Below are 17,753 nucleotides of genomic sequence, written 5' to 3' on the forward strand. Positions count from 1 at the left end.
GAATGCGGGTCCTCGGCATCGAAGGAACGGCGTGGTGTGCGAGCGCCGCTGTCTACGACACCGAGGACGACGCTGTTTTCATCGAGTCCGACGCGTACGAGCCGGAGAGCGGCGGCATCCATCCGCGAGAGGCCGCAGAACACATGGGCGACGCGGTCCCCCGGGTCGTCGCGGCGGCGCTGGACCACGCCGAAGCGGCGTTCGGCGCCGACGCCATCGACGCCGTCGCGTTCTCGCGCGGCCCCGGCCTCGGGCCGTGTCTCCGCATCGTCGGCACCGCGGCGCGGTCGCTGGCGCGGACGCTCGACGTGCCGCTGGTCGGCGTGAACCATATGGTGGCGCACCTCGAAATCGGCCGGCACCGCTCCGGGTTCGACTCGCCGGTGTGTCTGAACGCCTCCGGCGCCAACGCGCACCTGCTCGGCTACCACAACGGCCGATACCGAGTGCTCGGCGAAACGATGGACACCGGCGTCGGCAACGCCCTCGACAAGTTCACGCGGCACGTCGGCTGGAGCCACCCGGGCGGGCCGAAAATCGAGGCGCACGCCGCCGACGGCAGCTACGTCGACCTGCCGTACGTCGTCAAGGGGATGGACTTCTCGTTCTCCGGCATCATGTCCGCGGCGAAGCAGGCGTACGACGACGGCGTCCCCGTAGAGGACGTCTGCTTCTCGCTGCAGGAGCACACGTTCGCGATGCTGACGGAAGTCTCCGAGCGGGCGCTGTCGCTCACCGGCACCGACGAACTGGTGCTGGGCGGCGGCGTCGGGCAGAACGACCGGCTGCGGGAGATGCTCTCGGAGATGTGCGCGGCGCGCGGCGCGGACTTCTACGCACCGGAGCCGCGGTTCCTCCGCGACAACGCCGGGATGATCGCGGTGCTCGGCGCGAAGATGGCCGCCGCCGGCGACACGGTCCCGGTCGCGGACTCGGCGGTGGACCCCGACTTCCGGCCGGACCAGGTGGACGTGACGTGGCGCGGCACGGACGAGTCCGTGAGCCGCGCCGATGCGGGCGGCGCGAGCGACCTCCGCGGCGCGGAGGCGGTCGTCGAACTCCGCGGCGACGACGTCGTCAAGCGCCGGGTGCCGAAGGGCTACCGGCACCCCGAGCTGGACGCGTCGCTGCGGCGGCGCCGGACGGTCCGGGAGGCGCGGCTGCTGTCGGAGGCGCGGCAGGCGGGCGTGCCGACGCCGCTCGTCCGCGACGTGGACGTGCCGGAGGCGACGCTGACGATGCAGCACGTCGGCGACGCGGACCTCGCGGCGGTGCTCACGGCGGAGCGGTGCCGGACCGTCGGACGACACCTCGCGCGACTCCACGCCGCCGGCGCGGTACACGGCGACCCGACGACACGGAACGTCAGGGTCGGACGCGGCGGCTACGCTACCGGAAACGGCGGCGACAACGGCGACCGCGGCGACGTCGACCGGACGTACCTCATCGACTTCGGGCTGGGCTACGCGACGGAGCACGTCGAGGACCGCGCGATGGACCTCCACGTGTTCGAGCAGTCGCTCGTCGGCACAGCCGAAACGCCGGAGCCGCTCATCGAAGCGGTCGAGGCCGGCTACCGCGAGGAAGGGGACGGCGCGGTTCTCGACCGCCTCAGAACCGTGGAGGGGCGCGGTCGCTACCAGGCCGCGACCGAGTCGGAGTCGGCGAGCCAGTAGGCGGACAGGCGGCCGGACGCGCACGCGACGGTGGCCGCACAGCCGCTGGACGTCGCGCGGTCGCTGCTACGTCACGGCGCGTCTGGCCGCGGCATCGCTGAAGAAACTACGGGCGGCCGCGGCGTCATGTCGGCGGGGAGGCCGAAACCATTTATCGGGTGCGGACGTACCTGTCACGTATGGTTGATAAACCGGAGTCCGGGGAGCTGTTCGGTATCCCGTACAACTTCGAGCGGCCGAGTATCGGCCGGCTGCTGTCGTCGTACTGGCAGCCGGGGGAGGGGATGGTCGTGAAGAAGCCGTTCGGCATCGGCTACACGCTGAACCTCGCGAGCTGGCGGTCGTGGGTGGTGCTCGCGGTCGCCGGTGCGCTGCTGTACCAGGAACGCGCCGGCGGGTCCGGCGCCGAGGAGTCCGACGCCGAGGACGAGCCGGTCGAGGTCATCGTCGACGACGACTGAGACGCCTCGACTGCGGGACTGTTCTGCCGTGCGGCCGCGGATAAGGTTTAGTTCGCTGCGCCGGGACGGTGAGCCATGAACCGTGCGTTTGCCGCGTCGGCGGCGCTCACCGCGGCGTCGCTCGTCGGCTACGCCGCCGGCGTCGTCGCGCCGTATCCGGGCCGCGAGGCGAGCCTGGTCGGCCTGATGGCGGGTGTGACGCTCGCGGCGGTCACGTATCGCCGGCCGGCCGCCGCCGACGGAGGTGAGCAGTGAACCGGTCCCTGTCGTACACCGCGGCGGGGGCGTCGTCGTTCGACGAGCCGAGTGACGCCATCTCGGCGCCCGGGACGACGTGGACGTGGGCGGAGTCGGACGACCGCGCGGAACTGGAGTCGGTCGGCCGGGAGTTCGGAATCCACCCGCTGCACGTGGAGGACGTCGTGAACGACGTGCGGCCGAAAGCCGAGGTGCTCGACGACTACACGTTCCTGCTGGTGAAGGCCGCCCGGTTCCGTGTCGGCGAGACGACGTTCCTCGAGGAGATGCGGACGCAGCCGGTCGGCGTGTTCGTCGGTGACGACTGGCTCGTCACGATGACCGTGGAGTCCGTCGGGTCGGTGGACTCCGTGTGGAACCGGGTCGCGGGCGACGAGCGGCGCGCGCTCTCGTCCGGCCCGGACTTCACCGGGTACCTCGTCGTCGACCGCGTCGTCGACGACTACTTCGACCTGCTCGACGAACTGGAAGGCGACATCGAGACGGTGGAAGAGCGGGTCGTGGAGTCGCCCGACACGGAGACGCTCGGCGTCATCAACGACCTCCGCCGGGACCTGCTGTCGGTGCGGCGCGTCGTGTGGCCGACCCGGGACGCGATGGGCGTCCTGTACCGCGACGACGCGCACGTCACGCCGGAGACGGAGAAGTACTACCGCGACACCTACGACCACCTGGTGCAGCTCGTCGAGCTGACCGAGACGTACCGCGACCTGACGAGCGGCGCCCGCGACATCTACCTGAACACGCTGTCGCAGTCGACGAACGAGGTGATGCGTCGGCTCACCGTCGTCGCGACCATCGTGCTGCCGCTGACGTTCATCGCCGGCGTCTTCGGCATGAACTTCGAGGTGATGCCGGAGCTGACCTGGCCGTACGCGTACCCGGCGACGCTCCTGGGAATGGCAGTGGTCGCCGTGATTCTCGTCGCCTACTTCCAGCGCGAAGGCTGGCTGTAGCCGCGGGCGACCCACGAAACCGCAACACGGCGACGGACTGTTTCGCTGATTTCGCCGGAGTGTTTCAGCCCGTTTCGGGGCGACGGACCCGAGGCGCCGAAATATGATTTCTCGATATAGCAGAACGGAATGAAATGGTGGGGGTGGGACGACGAAACGAGACGGGACGGCTATCCGGGTTTTAGTCGACTGTCGCCGTCGCTGCAGACGCCATGTCAGGGACGTTGCACACGACGGTAAACGAGGGCGGCGCGTGGCCGTCACAGCTCGCCGACGCATCGAACGTGTTGGTTCTGGATGAACCGCACGGCTCGACCGCCGCGCCAGGGGAACGCGGCCGCGTCGCCGGTGACGGCCCGCTGCTGCTCGTCGCGTTCACGCAGGTCGACGTCGAACAACTGGCGGAGTGGCCGACCGACGGCCGCACCGTGCTCGTCGCAGACGCGACCCCACAGGGGGGAACCGTCGAGGTGGACGAGGACCGGCTGACTGTGGAGCCGGTGTCCTCGCCAGCGAACCTCACGGAACTCGGGGTCGCCATCGACAAGCTCCTCGCGTCCGTGGCCGACGAGGACGGACAGATCGACTGTCAGGTCCCGTCGCTCACGACGCTCCTCCAGTACGTCGACCGGCAGCGTTGCTACCGCTTCTGCAACGCCGTCGTGAACCGACTCGCGTCCGAAGACGCGGTCGCCGTCTACGGACTCGTCGCAGGCGCACACGACGAGTGCACCGTCGACACGTTCGCGTCGCTGATGGACGCCGTCGTGCGCGTGGACGCGGACGGCGCCACCGTGACACGCCGTCGCTGACGCGACTTTCAGGGGGGACGACTCCCCTGACGTGGCCCGGTCCTCGCGACCGCTCGCCGGCCGAACTGTAGGGGGTTCCGGCCGGCGGCACGCGCCCTCCACCCACCACTTCTCGCCGAACACTTCTCATCGGAAACCCGACCGTTTCACTCAAAACCGCTGTACGTAGGCGTGTCTCCACCGATTGTTCGCTGACTGTTTCAGACTGTTTCGTCGGTTCTCAGAGGACGAAACGGAGCGCGAAAGGGTTAAGTCCGCGAGCGGAAACGGCCTGAACGACCACAGAGGCCCGCGTGATTCCCAAACAAAGCGACTCCGTCCCCGCCGCATCCGCGCTCCTGCTTGCGGTCGTCCTGCTCGCCGCGCCCGTCGCCGCCGGCGTCGCGACAGCAGCAGTCAGCACCGGCGGTGCCGCCACCGACCACCAGCAGGTCCGCATCGCGTCGTCCTCGTTCGGCGAGGGCGACGTCGTGTTCACGCGCGGCAACACGTCGTACATCTGGGCCGGCGACCGGACGACCCTTGACGTGACCCTCGAAACGATGGCGGGGCAAGGGGAGGGGCACTACGAGGTGTGCGTCCAGTCGACGCCCGCCGACAACGGCTCCACCGCGGACCTGGCGTGCCGGTCGGTCGTGCTGTCGGGCAACAGCACCGACCAACTCACGTTCACCTTCGAGCAGTGGCCCGACGGCTTCCGCGGCGCGCAGTCCGTCAGCGTCGTCGTCACCGCCGACACGCTGAGCCGCGACGTCGCGGCGCGCACCGTCCACCAGGTCGCCGTCATCGAAAAGGAGGCCGACGCGGACGCCGACGGCGCGACGAACGCCCGCGAAGTGACCGTCGGCACGAACTTCTCCGAGGCGGACACCGACGGCGACGGCCTGCTCGACGGCCTCGAACTCGACACGTTCGGCTCGGACCCGCTGACGGTCGACACGGACGGGGACGGCCTCGGCGACGGCGACGAAGTCGACCGGCACGAGACGAACCCGACGAAGGCCGATACGGACGGTGACGGCCTCGGCGACGGCGACGAAGTGAACCGCTTCGGCACCAGTCCGAACCGCGCCGACACGGACGGGGACGGTCTCGCCGACGCCCTCGAACGCAACACCCACGAAACCGACCCGACGGCGGCGGACACGGACGGTGACGGCCTCGGCGACGCCGCGGAGGTGAACGACCACGAGACGAACCCGACGGCGGCGGACACGGACGGGGACGGCCTCGCCGACGCGCTCGAAGTGTACACTTTCGGCACGAACCCGACGAAGGCCGACACGGACGACGACGGCCTCGCCGACGGCGCCGAGGCGTACGAAACCAACACCGACCCGACGAAGGCAGACACGGACGGGGACGGCCTCAGCGACGGCGACGAAGTGAACGGGCACGGAACGAACCCGAACCGGGTCGACACGGACGGTGACGGCCTCGGCGACGGCGACGAAGTGAACCGCTTCGGCACCGACCCGACGGCGGCGGACACGGACGGCGACGGCCGCGGCGACGCGGCGACCGTCGACACCGACACGGGCCTCCCGACGTGGCCGCTTCTCCTCCCGGTGGTCGGCGCCCTGCTCGGCGGCGTCGCCTGGGCGTCCCGCCGGCGCTGGCTCCCGTACGTCCCCGAGCGCGTCCGCAGCCGCGTGCGCGACTCGCCCGTGACCGCCCGGCTCTCCGCGGCGGCGACTCGGCTCAGCGACAGGGTTCACGTCGTCTCCGCCGCACTCACCGGGTCGACGCCGGCCGACGCTACCGCCGCCGACGCCGCGGACGCCGACGACGCGGACGCCGCGGACGCAGCGGACGTTGACCCTGCGGACGCTGGCGCCGACGGCCCTGCGACTCCCGGTGAATCGGGCGTCGACAACGACGCCTTCGTCGCCGGGGACGCAGACGGAGCGCCGGCCGAACCCGGCGAATCCGGGGGAGGCACCGCGGCCGCTCGACAGGAGCCGACCGAGCCGCCGCTCGACACGCTCACGAACGAGGACGCGGTGCTCGCGGTGCTCCGTCGGAACGGCGGCCGCATCCGGCAGTCGACGCTCGTCGACGAGACCGGCTGGTCGAAATCGAAGGTGAGCCGCGTGCTCTCCCGGATGGCCGACGACGACAAGGTCACGAAAATCAACGTCGGCCGCGGCAACGTCGTCACGCTCCCCGGCGACGAACCCGACGGCGCGGACAGCCCGTTCGACGCCTGACCGCCGCCGTCCGTCGTCTCAGCCGGACGCGAACTCCTCGCCGAGCCGCGGCGCCGACGCGTCGAACCCGTCGGCGCGCAGCTCCGAGACGAAGTCGGCACAGCGGTCGCCGTGGTTCACGAGGACAGTCGCGTCCCGGTAGGCGTCGAGGAACGACAGGAGCCCGTCGCGGTCGGCGTGCGCCGAGAAGTCGTACTGCTCCACCTGCGCACTCACCGGCATGACGCGGCCGTCGATTTCGGCGCTCCCGGTCTCGAGCAGGCGTCGCCCCGGCGTCCCTTCGACCTGGTAGCCGGTCATCGTGATCTTGTTCGTCGGCCGCTGCCGGATCTCGGGGATGTACGTCATCGCCGGGCCGCCCGAGAGCATCCCGCTGGTCGTGACGATGGCCGCCTTCTGCTCGGTGATTCGCTTGCGCTGGCCGTCGCGGCCGGTGACGAACCGTGCGTGCGACTTCGCGCGGCGGAGCGCGTCGGCGTCACGGACGAACTCGGGGTGCCGGCGAAGCATCTCCGTCACCTCCTTCCCCATGCCGTCGACGTAGCAGGGGATGTCGTGCGCCGCACAAATCAGCAGTAGTTCCTGCGTCCGCCCGATGGCGAACGCCGGGACGACGACGGTGCCGCCCTCCCAGAGCGTCGTCTTGACGCTCTCTGCGAACCGCGATTCGACGTCGGCCCGCGGGTCGTGGTCGACGTCGCTGTACGTGCTCTCGCAGACGACGACGTCCGCGTCGGGCCGGGCGGTCGTCCCCGAGACGAGCCGCTGGTCGTCGGTGTGGAAGTCGCCGGTGTAGAGCAAGCGGGTGTCGCCGTCGTCGACGAGGACGTGCGCGCTCCCCGGGATGTGGCCCGCGTCGTAGAACGTCACCTCGTGGCCGGCCGCCTCGAACGGCTCCCGGTAGCCGTGCGTGTGAGACACTTCGGTGACGCGCTTCACGTCGTTCTCGGTGAACGGGGCGTTGTACGAGCCGCCGTGCAGCTTCAGCGTGTCGCGCGCGAGCGTCAGCGCCAGCTCGGCGGTCGGCGGCGTCCAGTGAATCGGCGGCCGGTCGTCGCCGGACAGCAGCGACGGAACCGTGCCGACGTGGTCGAGGTGGCCGTGCGACACGACGACCGCCTCCGGGTCCGGCGTGTCGACCGGGAACTGCGGCGGCTCCGCCGTGAGCATCCCGAAATCGAGGAGGAGCGAGTCGTTCACGAGGAGGGCGCTGCGGCCGACCTCGCGGGCGCCGCCGAGGAACCGGACGTTCATCGGCGGACGTAGCGGGCGGAGGCGCTTCTGTTCGTCGCTTCCGGCTGCGGCCGAGGAGGCCAGTCGGAGCCGGCCTCCGGGCGCACCGATTTGACACCGTCCCGCAGCGTATTGCGCCGTCTGGTAGGGCGGCCTGGTTCAGTTCAGCGAGGCGCTGATAGCGTCGACGAGCCGGTCTCGGAAGTCGTCACGGGTGTACGTCTCTGCTCGCTCACGGCCGCGCTCGGCGAGTCGCTGCTGGAGCGACTCGTCGGTCCAGAGCCGCTCGACGGCGTCCGCGATGTCGGTCGCGGACTCGGGGTCGACGAGGAGCCCCGCGTCTCCGACCTGCTCCGGGATTCCGTGGACGTCCGACGTGATGACGGGGCAGCCGAGTTTGAACGCCTCGAGGACGGGGATGTTCGTCGGACCGAAGAACGTCGGCATGACAAGCGCCGTAGCCTGCGTGTACAGCGTGTACATCGCCTCGTTTTCGACGTAGCCGAGCTGGTGAACGAGGTCGCCGAGGTCGTTCTCGTCGATGGCGGACTGGACGTCCTCGTAGGCGTTCTTCTCGCCGCCGACCAGCACGAGCGGCGTCTCGATACCGCGCTCGTCCCGGAGCGTCGCGACGGCTTCGAGGAGCCGAACGTGGTTCTTGTGCTCCCAGTACTGGGCGGGGTAAAACAGGTACTCGTCAGGAAGCCGCTCCGAGAGGTCGTCGTCGACTTCGTTGCCGGCGTCGTCGAGGTAGTCCGGTGGCACGAACGGAAGTACGTGGACGTCCGACTCGTCGACGTCGTAGAACCGGACGACGTCCTGCTTTCCGGTTTCGGAGTCCGCGAGGATACCGGCGGCGTGCTCGCTCCCCCGTCCGAAGAGGTACTCTCGGTGACGGTACTCGCCTCCCGCGGACACCTCAGGGAACTGCGGATTGATGCGGTGCTGCAGGTCGTGGATCGCCATCAGGTAGTCGAAGCCGACCTCGAACGCCATCGGAGACGGCGTCGGGTACAGCGTGAGGTCCGGGTCGTACCGGAGCAGCGTCGGCGACAGCGCCTTCCGGGCGGAGCCGAGCACGGCCGGGTCGACCCCGGTCCGCTCGAACAGCTTGCTCGCCCCGTACCTGAGAGCCTGCTCCGGGACGGAGAGCCGTTCCCACCGCTCCCCGTACAGGGCTGAATCCTCCCAGTTCTCGTCGAAGTAGAAGTACCGAGGAGTGTATGGAGACGACTCGAGCGCCTGAATGACTGTCCGCGTGTACTGGTACGCGCCGCCGTAACTCGAGTCGGCGGTGACGACGACGCCGAGCCGGACGTCCGCTGCGTCCGCGCTCATGCGTTCTTTTCGAGCACCCACGTCACGTTCCACGTGCCTGTTCCGAGGTCAGCCTCCCGGTCCCGGAAGGGGTGAACGCCGACGAGGTCGAACCCCGTCATTTCGGTGAGCAGCTCCATCTCCTGCTGGAAGAAGAACCGCATCTCGTGCGCCTCCTCGTCGACCGTCGCGTGGTCGTCCTCGTCGACGTGAACGAGGTCGTATTCGACCGTGACGACCTGCCGGGCCGTATCGAGGGTGGGCGTCGCGTACCGGTAGAGCACCCCGGTGTCGGTCTCGATTTCTCGGAGCCGCGTCTCCGGCCCCTCGTCGAGGACGGCGGGGCCGTACCAGGTGTCGAAGATGAACGTTCCGCCCGGCGAGAGGTTCCGCCGGACGGTTTCGAGCGCCTCGCGGAGCGCGTCGGTCTCGGCGACGTATCCCATCACGGCGAACATCGCGATCGCGGCGTCGAACGGCTCGTCGGCGTCGAACGACGCGAGGTCCCCATGCTGGACGCTGAGCGAGTCGGCCTGATTCGCCTGCGCGACTTTCTCCCGTGCGCGCTCGACCATCTCCGCGGACCGGTCCACGCCGAGGACGTCGTATCCGCGCTCGGCGAGCACGAGTCCGTGTCCGCAAGTGCCACAGCCGAGTTCGAGGACGGACGCCGGGGCGGCGTCGAGGTCGGACCAGAGCGCCTCGAGGTAGCTGACCTCACCTTCGTAGTCCTTCTCGCGGTACATCTCGTCGTACGCGCTGGCGTACAGTTCGGTGAAGTCGGTTCGGTCGTCGCTCATGGTAACGTCTCGATGACCGCGTCCGCGACGTCGTCGATCTGTTCTTCGGTGAGCGCCATTCCGCTCGGCAGGTAGAGGCCGCGGCGCGCGATTCGCTCGGCGACCGGGTACGACTCGCCTCCGAACAGTCCCATCTCGTCGAACACCGGCTGTTCGTGCAGCGGCCAGAAGAACGGCCGGGTCTCGACGCCGGCGGCTTCGAGCCGCTCGGCCCACTCGAAGGCGTCGAACGGGACGTCGTCGTCGAGGGTGACGCCGAACACCCAGTTGACGTGGTCTGCCCACGGCTGCACCGTCTGCGGCGTGATTCCGTCCACGTCGGCGAGCCGGTCCATGTATTCGCGCCGCTGCCACCGCTTCCGGTCGATGAACTCGTCGACCCGGTTCATCTGCGCGACGCCGACCGCTGCCTGCATGTTCGTCATCCGGTAGTTGAAGCCGAGTTCGTCGTGGACGAACCGCTGGTCGGGCCTGAAAAAGAGGTTGCGGGCGCCGTGGAGCCGCTCCGCGAGCGCGTCGTCGTCGGTGACGACCATCCCGCCTTCGCCGGTCGTGACAATCTTGTTCGCGTAGAAACTGAACACTCCGAGGTCGCCGATCGACCCGACCCGCTCCCCCTTGTACTGGGCGCCGTGGGACTCGGCGGCGTCCTCGACGATGGCGAGGTCGTGCTCGACGGCGAGTTCGACGAGCGGCTCCATGTCGGTCGGGTGGCCGAAGATGTGGACCGGCATAATCGCCGCCGTCCGGTCGGTGATGGCCGCCTCCACCTGGTCGACGTCCATCTGCCAGGAGTCCGGTTCGACGTCGACGAGCACCGGGACGCCGCCGTTCTCGACGACCGCAATCGCACACGAAATGATGGTGTGCGACGGCATGATGACCTCGTCGCCGTCGTCGATGTCGAGGGCGGTGACCGCCATCTCGAGTGCGGCGGTTCCGTTACAGCAACTGACCGCGTGGTCGACGCCGACGAACTCCGCGAAGGTGTCTTCGAACTCCGTCACGTACTCGCCCGCGGACGAAACCCAGCCGGTCTCCGCGCAGTCAGCGAGGAGTTCGGCTGCCTCGTCGCCGATGTCCGGGACGTTAACCGGAATCATGTGTCGCCAGATTCGCTCCTCGTGATGTGAACCTTGTCGTCCTCGCCCGCGTACGGCCCCTGTTTCACTTCGACCATCTCCGTCTCTTCGAGCATCTCGAAGCCGTGGCCGCCGGCCGCGAGGAGGATGACGTCGCCGTCTTCGAGCGTCAGGCTCTCTATCTCGCGCTCGTCGTCATCGTAGATGTCGACGCGGACTTTCCCCTCCCGGATGACGAGCACCTCCTGGGTGCGCTCGACCTCCCGAACGACGTCCTTGTGGTAGTGCGGCTCGATTTCGTGTCCGCTGGGCCGCTTCATGACTCCGAGCTGCTGAGAGAACTCACCAGGCGTGAAAAACTCGACACCGTCGGGTGAATAATCAGAGTAGATTACGAGTGCGTAGAGCGTGCCCTCGTCTCGGATTTCTTCGATCATTGTAGCGCTCTCCTAGTCGTCGTGAAGTCAACCGACGTATAATAACCTGACTGTCTCAGGTCACCAACGGACCGGTAGACGGCGTCTCGGCTGCTGTCACATCGGAGGGTCCGGCGGACGTTACGCCGCCGGGCCGATTCGAATCAGAGGTATCCGGCCGTGGCGGCCGCCAGGCCGAGCGCCGTCGGACCCGCGGCGAGCACGAACGCGAGCAGCAGGAGTCGGCGGACGGACCGGTCGGCGAGAACCGCGGGGCCGACTCCGGTGAGTCGACGTGCGAGCCGAGCGAGCAGGGACGCGCCGGCGGTCGCGACGAGTGCGCCGGCGGCCGTCCACGACGTCGCCAGTCCGAGTTTGAACGCGGTCTCGGCGAGCGTCGCGGACCTGTCCGAGACGGTTTCGGCGGCGATGACGAGCGCGGAGAGCAGGAACACGCCGAGCGTCGCGGCGGCGAAGCGCGGAACCGACCTCTCGGCGAACAGTGTGGGGCCGACTCCGGTGAGCCGCCGGGAGAGCCGCGACGCCGCGGCGCCGAGCGTGACGGCACCGAGCAGCGCGCCGACCGCCCAGATGGCTGACAGCAGCGTCGAGACGCCGCTCTCGATGGAGCGGTTCGCGTTCGCCGGGAAGTCGTCGGCCGCGTCCGAACTGCCGTCGCCGTCGGTGTCGGCCCGCGCCGGGTCCGTCGGCAGCGACGACGCCTCACGGCGGTCGAGGAGGCCGTCTCCGTCGCTGTCAGTCGCGAACGGGTGGGTGCCGAGTCGGCGCTCCCGCGCCGCGTCGAGGCCGTCACCGTCGGCGTCGTGTTCGCCGCCGGCGACCACGTACACGGAGGCGTTCCGCGGCGGCGACGGGACGCCGTGTTCGGTGACCGTGGCGTTGAGCCACCGGTGCTGTGACACGCCGGCGGCGTCGGAGGCGACGCGGACTCGCCGCGCGGGCTCAGACGACTTGCAGTGCAGCCAGCGCTGCCGCGGCGAGCGCGACGAGCAGCAGACTTCCGGTTGCGGCCTTCGACAGCCGGTTCACTCCCATGGAGCCGGGTCGGCGAAGGGGCGTAAAAGCCGTTACGGCGCGGCTATCACGACTGAGACGCGGCGCGGACGTGGGAGGCGGCGGCACACATCCGAAAGACGTAATCGGCGGACGCGAATCTGGACGTACATGACCGAGCTGGACGCCCACGAGCTGATCACCCGGAACACGTCCGAGGTCGTCACGGAGGAGGAAGTCGAGGCGCTCGCCGCCGACCCAGACGGGAAGCGGGTGTACGTCGGCTACGAGCCGTCCGGCGTGCTCCACATCGGGCACATGCTGACGGCGAACAAGCTCATCGACCTGCAGGACGCCGGCTTCGAGGTCGTGGTGCTGCTCGCGGACGTCCACGCGTACCTGAACGACAAGGGGACGTTCGCGGAGATTCGCGAGACGGCAGAGCGGATGAAACAGCAGTTTGTGGCGTACGGGCTCGACGAGGACAGCACGGAGTTCGTCTACGGGTCGTCGTTCCAGCTCGACGACGACTACGTGCTCGACACGCACCAACTGGAGGTGTCGACGACGCTGAACCGGGCGCAGCGCGCCATGGCGGAGCTGCAGGGCGGGGACACGGCGAAGGTGAGTCACGTCGTCTACCCGCTGATGCAGGCGCTCGACATCGTCTACCTTGACCTGGACCTCGCGGTCGGCGGCCTCGACCAGCGGAAGGTCCACATGCTGCACCGCGAGCAGATTCCGGCCATCGAGTCGGGGGAGAGCGACCACGACTACGAGGCGCGGCCGTGTCTCCACACGCCCATCCTCGCCGACCTGACGACCGGCGTCGGGAAGATGTCGTCGTCGGGGGGCGTCACAATCTCGATGGAGGACTCCGCCGAGGACATCGAGGAGAAGGTGACGTCGGCGTTCTGCCCGCCGACGCGCGACCCCGACCCGGACGACGACGGGAACGGGCGGGAGAACCCGGTGCTCGAAATCTTCCAGTACCACGTGTTCCCGCGGTTCGAGCGCGTCGTCGTGGAGCGACCCGAGCAGTACGGCGGCGACCTCGAATACGAGTCGTACGAGGCGCTCGCGTCGGACCTCGAATCCGGCGAACTCCACCCGGCGGACGCGAAGGGCGCGCTCGCGGACTACCTCGACGAACTCGTCGCGCCCGGCCGCGAAGTCCTCCGGAACGCGGACGACTGAGCCGGGAAACCGGTTTCGCAGCGGCCGAGAACTACTGGATGTGGCCTTCCTCGCGGAGCTGGTCGGCTTCGCTCTTCTCGTAGCGGAACGTCACGTCGGCCTTCTCGTCCTGCCAGTCCCACGGCTCCACGAGCACGATGTCTCCTTCGCGAATCCAGACGCGTTTCTGCATCCGTCCCGGGATGCGCGCGGTGCGCTCCGTGCCGTCCGCGCAGCGGACTTCGACGCGGTTCGCGCCGAGCATGTTCGTCACTTCGGCGAACACCTCGTCGTCGTCGGGCATTCTGAGATCCGTTCTGCCCCCGGAGTCGTCGTCGCTCATACCCGCGGATTATCCTGTGGGGTCTTTAAATCCGCCGGGAGCGGCCGAACGACGCCCCGAGCGGCCCCCGAGCCGGTTCCGAGTCGGTCCCGAGCAGCCGCCGAGTCGGGCGTGGCCGCGGGGAACCGAGCGTGTTTTCCGCGCCGCGCCGGACGACCCGGTATGTTCCAGAGACTCGGCGTCGCCGGCGTCGTCGGCGCGCTCACGCTCGTCGCCGGCCTCGCCGTCGTCGCCTACAGCCAGCCGGTCGTCGCGGTCGGTCTCGCCATGATTCTGGTCGGCACCGGCCTCGTCGTGAAGGGCCTCGCGACGAACCTGATGCGGCAGTTCGGCTTCGCGTAGACGGATTCGGCGCCGGTTCTCGCACTCGTCGACTCCGGAACGGCTCGGAGTGCTTACGGCTCGAACCGGGGTGCCGCGGAGTTCCCGACCGACGGGGCTTTTCAGTGCGGGCGACGTACGTTTCGGGAGATGACAGGAGAGTTCGGGCTGGTTGCCCCCGAGGAGGCGGACGGCGTCGGCGACGAGTGGGAGTCGCTCGACGTCTCCGACGACGAAGCCGACCGGATCGCGCGGCGGCAGGACCGGGAGTTCAACCAGTTCCGGAAGCGGCTGAAGAACACCGAGCAGTTCAAAGTCGAGGCGTCGGTGTTCGACGACGCCACGCTCGCCGCGCTGTACAAACTGGTGCAGGACGGCTACATCTCGGCGTTCGGCGGCCCGATTTCGACCGGGAAGGAGGCGAACGTCTACGAGGCGCTCGGCCGCGGCGACCGCGAAATCGCCGTGAAGGTGTACCGCATCAACACCTCGAACTTCCGGCACATGCGTGAGTACCTGCAGGGCGACCCGCGGTTCGAGGGCATCGGCAGCGACAAGAAGAAGGTCGTGCTGGCGTGGGTCCGCAAGGAGTACGCGAACCTGCTCCGGGCGAAACGCGCCGGCGTCCGCGTCCCCGAACCCATCGCCGTCCAGCGGAACGTCCTCGTGATGGACCTCGTCGGGCACGCCGAAGACCGCGCGCGCCGGCTCTCGGAGGTGAACGTCGAGAACCCCGAGACCGCCTACGAAGTCGTCCGCGAGTACGTCCGCCGCCTCTACTCGGCCGGACTGGTCCACGGCGACCTCTCGGAGTACAACATGATTATCCACGAGGGCGAACTGTTCGTCATCGACCTCGGACAGGCCGTCACCGTCCACCACCCGAACGCCGAGGAGTTCCTGAAGCGCGACTGCGAGAACGTCGCCGCGTTCTTCTCCCGGCAGGGAATCGACGTCTCCGGCGACGACCTCCGCGAGTACGTCACGGACGCCGACCCGGCGCCGTCGGCCGAACCGGACCCGGACGCGAACCCGAATCCGAGCGCGGACGCGAACGCCGACACCGCCTCCGGCGACGCCGACGCAACCACGGATTCCGACGAGTAGTTCGGTCCGCAGCGCCGCGCAGGCGCCGTGTGAGCCGGTGCCGCGGCACCACGGCGAGGGAACCCTTAAAACCGTCCAGCGGGAACTTCACTACATGCAACACGTGAAGGTCCCGCAGGACCGCATCGGTGTCCTCATCGGCGAAGGGGGTGAGACGATGCGCGAAATCGAGGAGCGCGCCGAGGTGCGCCTCGACATCGACTCCGAGACCGGGTCGGTCGGCATCGACACCGTCGGCGACCCCGTCACCGGGATGGTCGCGCCCGACGTCGTCCGCGCCATCGGCCGCGGCTTCACGCCGGAGGCGGCGTTGTCGCTGCTCGACCACGACCTCCGCCGGTTCGACCTCGTCGACATCGACGAACAGACACGCAACAAGAACGACCTCCAGCGGCAGAAAGGCCGCCTCATCGGCGAGAACGGCCGTACCCGCGAGCTCATGGAGCAGCTCAGCGGCGCCGACGTCGTCATCAAGGGCACCACCCTCGGCGTCATCGGCCAGCCCGAGGAAGTCGAAGCCGTCCGCCGCGCCGCCGGCATGATTCTCGACGGCGCACCCCACGGCGCCGTCTACTCGTTCCTCGAACGCAAACACAACGAAATCCACGGCTCCCCCGACCTCGCGCCGCCGAGCGCCGACGGAACCCGGTAAGACCGACCTCTCTGCGTCTGTTTCTCGCCCGGAGCGTGATTCCGTGCCGCGGACTCCCGATAGTATATAAACCACTTCGTGTTACTCGTTCACACAGTGGTGTACCGCGTCGTGCGACCCGTTGGCAGCACGCAGCGTAACACTTTTATAGAATCGAAAACAATCAACGCTCGTCATGTCTCAGCGTCAGCGGATGGGCAATCAGCCCATGATCGTACTCTCGGAGGACAGCCAGCGCACGTCCGGAAAGGACGCGCAGTCGATGAACATCACGGCCGGCAAGGCCGTCGCAGAGTCCGTTCGGACCACGCTCGGTCCGAAAGGGATGGACAAGATGCTCGTCGACTCCTCGGGCGGCGTCGTCGTCACGAACGACGGCGTGACCATCCTGAAGGAGATGGACATCGACCACCCGGCGGCCAACATGATCGTCGAGGTGTCCGAGACCCAGGAGGACGAGGTTGGCGACGGCACCACGACGGCTGTCGTCATCGCCGGTGAACTGCTCGACCAGGCCGAGGAACTCCTCGACTCGGACGTCCACGCGACGACCATCGCGCAGGGGTACCGACAGGCCGCCGAGAAGGCCAGCGAGGTCCTCGAAGAGAAGTCCATCGACGTCACCGCCGAGGACCGCGAGACGCTCGAGAAGATCGCCGCGACGGCGATGACCGGTAAGGGCGCCGAGTCCGCCCGCGAGGCGCTCTCGCAGCTCGTCGTCGACGCCGTGCTCGCCGTCCGCGACGACGACGGCGTCATCGACACCGACAACGTCTCCATCGAGACGGTCGTCGGCGGCTCCATCGGTAACTCGGAGCTCATCGAGGGCGTCATCGTCGACAAGGAGCGCGTCGACGACAACATGCCGTACGCCGTCGAGGACGCCGACATCGCGCTGTACGACGGCGCCCTCGAAGTGAAGGAGACTGAGATCGACGCTGAGGTCAACGTCACGGACCCCGACCAGCTCCAGCAGTTCCTCGACCAGGAGGAGAAGCAGCTCCGCGAGATGGTCGACCAGCTCAAGGCCGTCGGCGCTGACGTCGTCTTCGTCGGCGACGGCATCGACGACATGGCCCAGCACTACCTCGCACAGGAGGGCATCCTCGCCGTCCGCCGCGCGAAGGACTCCGACCTGACGAGCCTCGCCCGGTCGACGGGCGCCCGCGTCGTCGCCAGCCTCGACGACATCACCGAGGACGACCTCGGCTTCGCCGGCTCCGTCGCCCAGAAGGACATCGGCGGCGACGAGCGCATCTTCGTCGAGGACGTCGACGACGCGAAGTCCGTCACGCTCGTGCTCCGCGGCGGGACCGAGCACGTCGTCGACGAGGTCGAACGCGCCATCGACGACGCGCTCGGCGTCGTCCGCACGACGCTCGAAGACGGACAGGTGCTGCCGGGCGGCGGCGCCCCCGAAACCGAGCTCGCACTCGAACTCCGCGACTTCGCCGACTCCGTCGGCGGCCGCGAGCAGCTCGCCGTGGAGGCGTTCGCCGACGCGCTGGAAGTCATTCCGCGCACGCTCGCCGAGAACGCCGGTCTCGACCCGATCGACTCGCTCGTCGACCTGCGCTCGAAGCACGACGGCGGCGCGTTCGGTGCGGGCCTCGACGCCTACACCGGCGACGTCATCGACATGGAGAGCGAGGGCGTCGTGGAGCCGCTCCGCGTGAAGACGCAGGCCATCGAGTCCGCCACCGAGGCGGCCGTCATGATCCTCCGCATCGACGACGTCATCGCTGCCGGCGACCTCAAGGGCGGCGGCACCGACGACGGCGGCGACGAGGAGATGCCGCCGGGCGGCGGCGGCATGGGCGGCATGGGCGGCATGGGCGGCATGGGCGGCGCGATGTAAACGCGGGGACCGACCTCGCACCCTGACCGGCGCGGCGCCGGTCACACATCGGCCCGCCGGC

At 68.9% G+C, this 17,753-nt stretch carries 18 protein-coding genes; 11 read left to right on the forward strand and 7 right to left on the reverse strand.

The window, feature by feature from the left end; genetic code table 11:
- Positions 1 to 2: 2 nt before the first annotated feature.
- The 6 genes from ACQUS7_RS05995 to ACQUS7_RS06020 all read left to right on the forward strand — a co-directional run bounded on the left by ACQUS7_RS05995 (position 3) and on the right by ACQUS7_RS06020 (position 6,373).
- Complete coding sequence (locus ACQUS7_RS05995; protein ID WP_435145570.1) at positions 3 to 1,676, forward strand: bifunctional N(6)-L-threonylcarbamoyladenine synthase/serine/threonine protein kinase; 1,674 nt, start codon at positions 3 to 5, stop codon at positions 1,674 to 1,676.
- A 179-nt stretch (positions 1,677 to 1,855) separates the two neighbouring features.
- A complete protein-coding gene (locus ACQUS7_RS06000) occupies positions 1,856 to 2,137 on the forward strand; it encodes a DUF5808 domain-containing protein (protein WP_435145573.1) in 282 nt (93 codons plus the stop codon).
- Between the two features lie 75 nt (positions 2,138 to 2,212).
- Entirely contained in the window at positions 2,213 to 2,392 is a 180-nt protein-coding gene (locus ACQUS7_RS06005; RefSeq protein ID WP_435145576.1) for a hypothetical protein, read from the forward strand.
- On the forward strand, positions 2,389 to 3,351 hold the full coding sequence (gene corA / locus ACQUS7_RS06010; RefSeq protein WP_435124004.1) for a magnesium/cobalt transporter CorA: 963 nt from the start codon (positions 2,389 to 2,391) through the stop codon (positions 3,349 to 3,351). The genes ACQUS7_RS06005 and corA overlap by 4 nt, the downstream gene beginning before the upstream one ends.
- Before the next feature lie 212 nt (positions 3,352 to 3,563).
- Positions 3,564 to 4,163 (forward strand): DUF7504 family protein, encoded by a 600-nt coding sequence (locus ACQUS7_RS06015; RefSeq protein ID WP_435145579.1) that lies wholly within the window; start codon positions 3,564 to 3,566, stop codon positions 4,161 to 4,163.
- Positions 4,164 to 4,456: 293 nt separating this feature from the next.
- Positions 4,457 to 6,373: a DUF7343 domain-containing protein gene (locus ACQUS7_RS06020; RefSeq protein ID WP_435145582.1), complete on the forward strand. Its 1,917-nt coding sequence runs from the start codon at positions 4,457 to 4,459 to the stop codon at positions 6,371 to 6,373.
- 18 nt (positions 6,374 to 6,391) lie between these two features.
- Here the strand turns inward: ACQUS7_RS06020 and ACQUS7_RS06025 are convergent, their stop codons facing one another.
- From ACQUS7_RS06025 to ACQUS7_RS06050, 6 genes are all read right to left on the reverse strand, one after another.
- Entirely contained in the window at positions 6,392 to 7,627 is a 1,236-nt protein-coding gene (locus ACQUS7_RS06025) for an MBL fold metallo-hydrolase (RefSeq protein ID WP_435145585.1), read from the reverse strand.
- A 138-nt stretch (positions 7,628 to 7,765) separates the two neighbouring features.
- On the reverse strand, positions 7,766 to 8,944 hold the full coding sequence (locus tag ACQUS7_RS06030; protein WP_435145588.1) for a glycosyltransferase family 4 protein: 1,179 nt from the start codon (positions 8,942 to 8,944) through the stop codon (positions 7,766 to 7,768).
- Entirely contained in the window at positions 8,941 to 9,723 is a 783-nt protein-coding gene (locus tag ACQUS7_RS06035; protein ID WP_435124012.1) for a class I SAM-dependent DNA methyltransferase, read from the reverse strand. The genes ACQUS7_RS06030 and ACQUS7_RS06035 overlap by 4 nt, the downstream gene beginning before the upstream one ends.
- Entirely contained in the window at positions 9,720 to 10,826 is a 1,107-nt protein-coding gene (locus ACQUS7_RS06040; protein WP_435124014.1) for a DegT/DnrJ/EryC1/StrS family aminotransferase, read from the reverse strand. Before ACQUS7_RS06040 ends, ACQUS7_RS06035 begins: the two co-directional genes overlap by 4 nt.
- Positions 10,823 to 11,125: a hypothetical protein gene (locus ACQUS7_RS06045; RefSeq protein WP_435145593.1), complete on the reverse strand. Its 303-nt coding sequence runs from the start codon at positions 11,123 to 11,125 to the stop codon at positions 10,823 to 10,825. Before ACQUS7_RS06045 ends, ACQUS7_RS06040 begins: the two co-directional genes overlap by 4 nt.
- 260 nt (positions 11,126 to 11,385) lie before the next feature.
- Entirely contained in the window at positions 11,386 to 12,144 is a 759-nt protein-coding gene (locus ACQUS7_RS06050) for a hypothetical protein (protein WP_435145596.1), read from the reverse strand.
- Positions 12,145 to 12,415: 271 nt separating this feature from the next.
- Between ACQUS7_RS06050 and ACQUS7_RS06055 the strand changes: the two genes are divergently transcribed.
- The gene (locus ACQUS7_RS06055) at positions 12,416 to 13,432 is read left to right on the forward strand and encodes a tyrosine--tRNA ligase (protein ID WP_435145888.1); all 1,017 of its coding nucleotides are present in this window, start codon (positions 12,416 to 12,418) and stop codon (positions 13,430 to 13,432) included.
- Positions 13,433 to 13,463: 31 nt separating this feature from the next.
- On the opposite strand, the gene eif1A is transcribed toward ACQUS7_RS06055, so the two are convergent.
- Positions 13,464 to 13,754: a translation initiation factor eIF-1A gene (gene eif1A, locus ACQUS7_RS06060; RefSeq protein WP_435124020.1), complete on the reverse strand. Its 291-nt coding sequence runs from the start codon at positions 13,752 to 13,754 to the stop codon at positions 13,464 to 13,466.
- Between the two features lie 162 nt (positions 13,755 to 13,916).
- On the opposite strand from eif1A, the gene ACQUS7_RS06065 reads away from it, so the two are divergent.
- From ACQUS7_RS06065 to thsA, 4 genes are all read left to right on the forward strand, one after another.
- Positions 13,917 to 14,096 carry a DUF7470 family protein gene (locus ACQUS7_RS06065; RefSeq protein ID WP_435145599.1) on the forward strand — a complete coding sequence of 60 codons (180 nt, stop codon included), beginning with the start codon at positions 13,917 to 13,919 and terminating at the stop codon, positions 14,094 to 14,096.
- Between the two features lie 129 nt (positions 14,097 to 14,225).
- Complete coding sequence (rio1, locus tag ACQUS7_RS06070) at positions 14,226 to 15,182, forward strand: serine/threonine-protein kinase Rio1 (RefSeq protein WP_435145602.1); 957 nt, start codon at positions 14,226 to 14,228, stop codon at positions 15,180 to 15,182.
- 94 nt (positions 15,183 to 15,276) lie between these two features.
- The gene (locus tag ACQUS7_RS06075) at positions 15,277 to 15,834 is read left to right on the forward strand and encodes a KH domain-containing protein (RefSeq protein ID WP_435145605.1); all 558 of its coding nucleotides are present in this window, start codon (positions 15,277 to 15,279) and stop codon (positions 15,832 to 15,834) included.
- 208 nt (positions 15,835 to 16,042) lie between these two features.
- Positions 16,043 to 17,692, forward strand: coding sequence for a thermosome subunit alpha (thsA, locus tag ACQUS7_RS06080; RefSeq protein WP_435126069.1), 1,650 nt, complete (start codon positions 16,043 to 16,045; stop codon positions 17,690 to 17,692).
- The last annotated feature ends 61 nt before the right edge of the window (positions 17,693 to 17,753 follow it).

Source organism: Halobaculum sp. P14 (assembly GCF_051195155.1).
In the GTDB taxonomy this organism is placed as follows: domain Archaea; phylum Halobacteriota; class Halobacteria; order Halobacteriales; family Haloferacaceae; genus JBNTKA01.

Excerpts from the sequence above, each read along its gene's own strand:
- ACQUS7_RS05995 (WP_435145570.1), top strand. The coding sequence starts at position 3 with ATGCGGGTCCTCGGCATCGAAGGAACGGCGTGGTGTGCGAGCGCCGCT.
- ACQUS7_RS06000 (WP_435145573.1), top strand. The coding sequence starts at position 1,856 with ATGGTTGATAAACCGGAGTCCGGGGAGCTGTTCGGTATCCCGTACAAC.
- ACQUS7_RS06005 (WP_435145576.1), top strand. The coding sequence starts at position 2,213 with ATGAACCGTGCGTTTGCCGCGTCGGCGGCGCTCACCGCGGCGTCGCTC.
- ACQUS7_RS06015 (WP_435145579.1), top strand. The coding sequence starts at position 3,564 with ATGTCAGGGACGTTGCACACGACGGTAAACGAGGGCGGCGCGTGGCCG.
- ACQUS7_RS06025 (WP_435145585.1), bottom strand. The coding sequence starts at position 7,627 with ATGAACGTCCGGTTCCTCGGCGGCGCCCGCGAGGTCGGCCGCAGCGCC.
- ACQUS7_RS06030 (WP_435145588.1), bottom strand. The coding sequence starts at position 8,944 with ATGAGCGCGGACGCAGCGGACGTCCGGCTCGGCGTCGTCGTCACCGCC.
- ACQUS7_RS06035 (WP_435124012.1), bottom strand. The coding sequence starts at position 9,723 with ATGAGCGACGACCGAACCGACTTCACCGAACTGTACGCCAGCGCGTAC.
- ACQUS7_RS06040 (WP_435124014.1), bottom strand. The coding sequence starts at position 10,826 with ATGATTCCGGTTAACGTCCCGGACATCGGCGACGAGGCAGCCGAACTC.
- ACQUS7_RS06045 (WP_435145593.1), bottom strand. The coding sequence starts at position 11,125 with ATGAAGCGGCCCAGCGGACACGAAATCGAGCCGCACTACCACAAGGAC.
- eif1A (WP_435124020.1), bottom strand. The coding sequence starts at position 13,754 with ATGAGCGACGACGACTCCGGGGGCAGAACGGATCTCAGAATGCCCGAC.
- ACQUS7_RS06065 (WP_435145599.1), top strand. The coding sequence starts at position 13,917 with ATGTTCCAGAGACTCGGCGTCGCCGGCGTCGTCGGCGCGCTCACGCTC.
- rio1 (WP_435145602.1), top strand. The coding sequence starts at position 14,226 with ATGACAGGAGAGTTCGGGCTGGTTGCCCCCGAGGAGGCGGACGGCGTC.
- ACQUS7_RS06075 (WP_435145605.1), top strand. The coding sequence starts at position 15,277 with ATGCAACACGTGAAGGTCCCGCAGGACCGCATCGGTGTCCTCATCGGC.
- thsA (WP_435126069.1), top strand. The coding sequence starts at position 16,043 with ATGATCGTACTCTCGGAGGACAGCCAGCGCACGTCCGGAAAGGACGCG.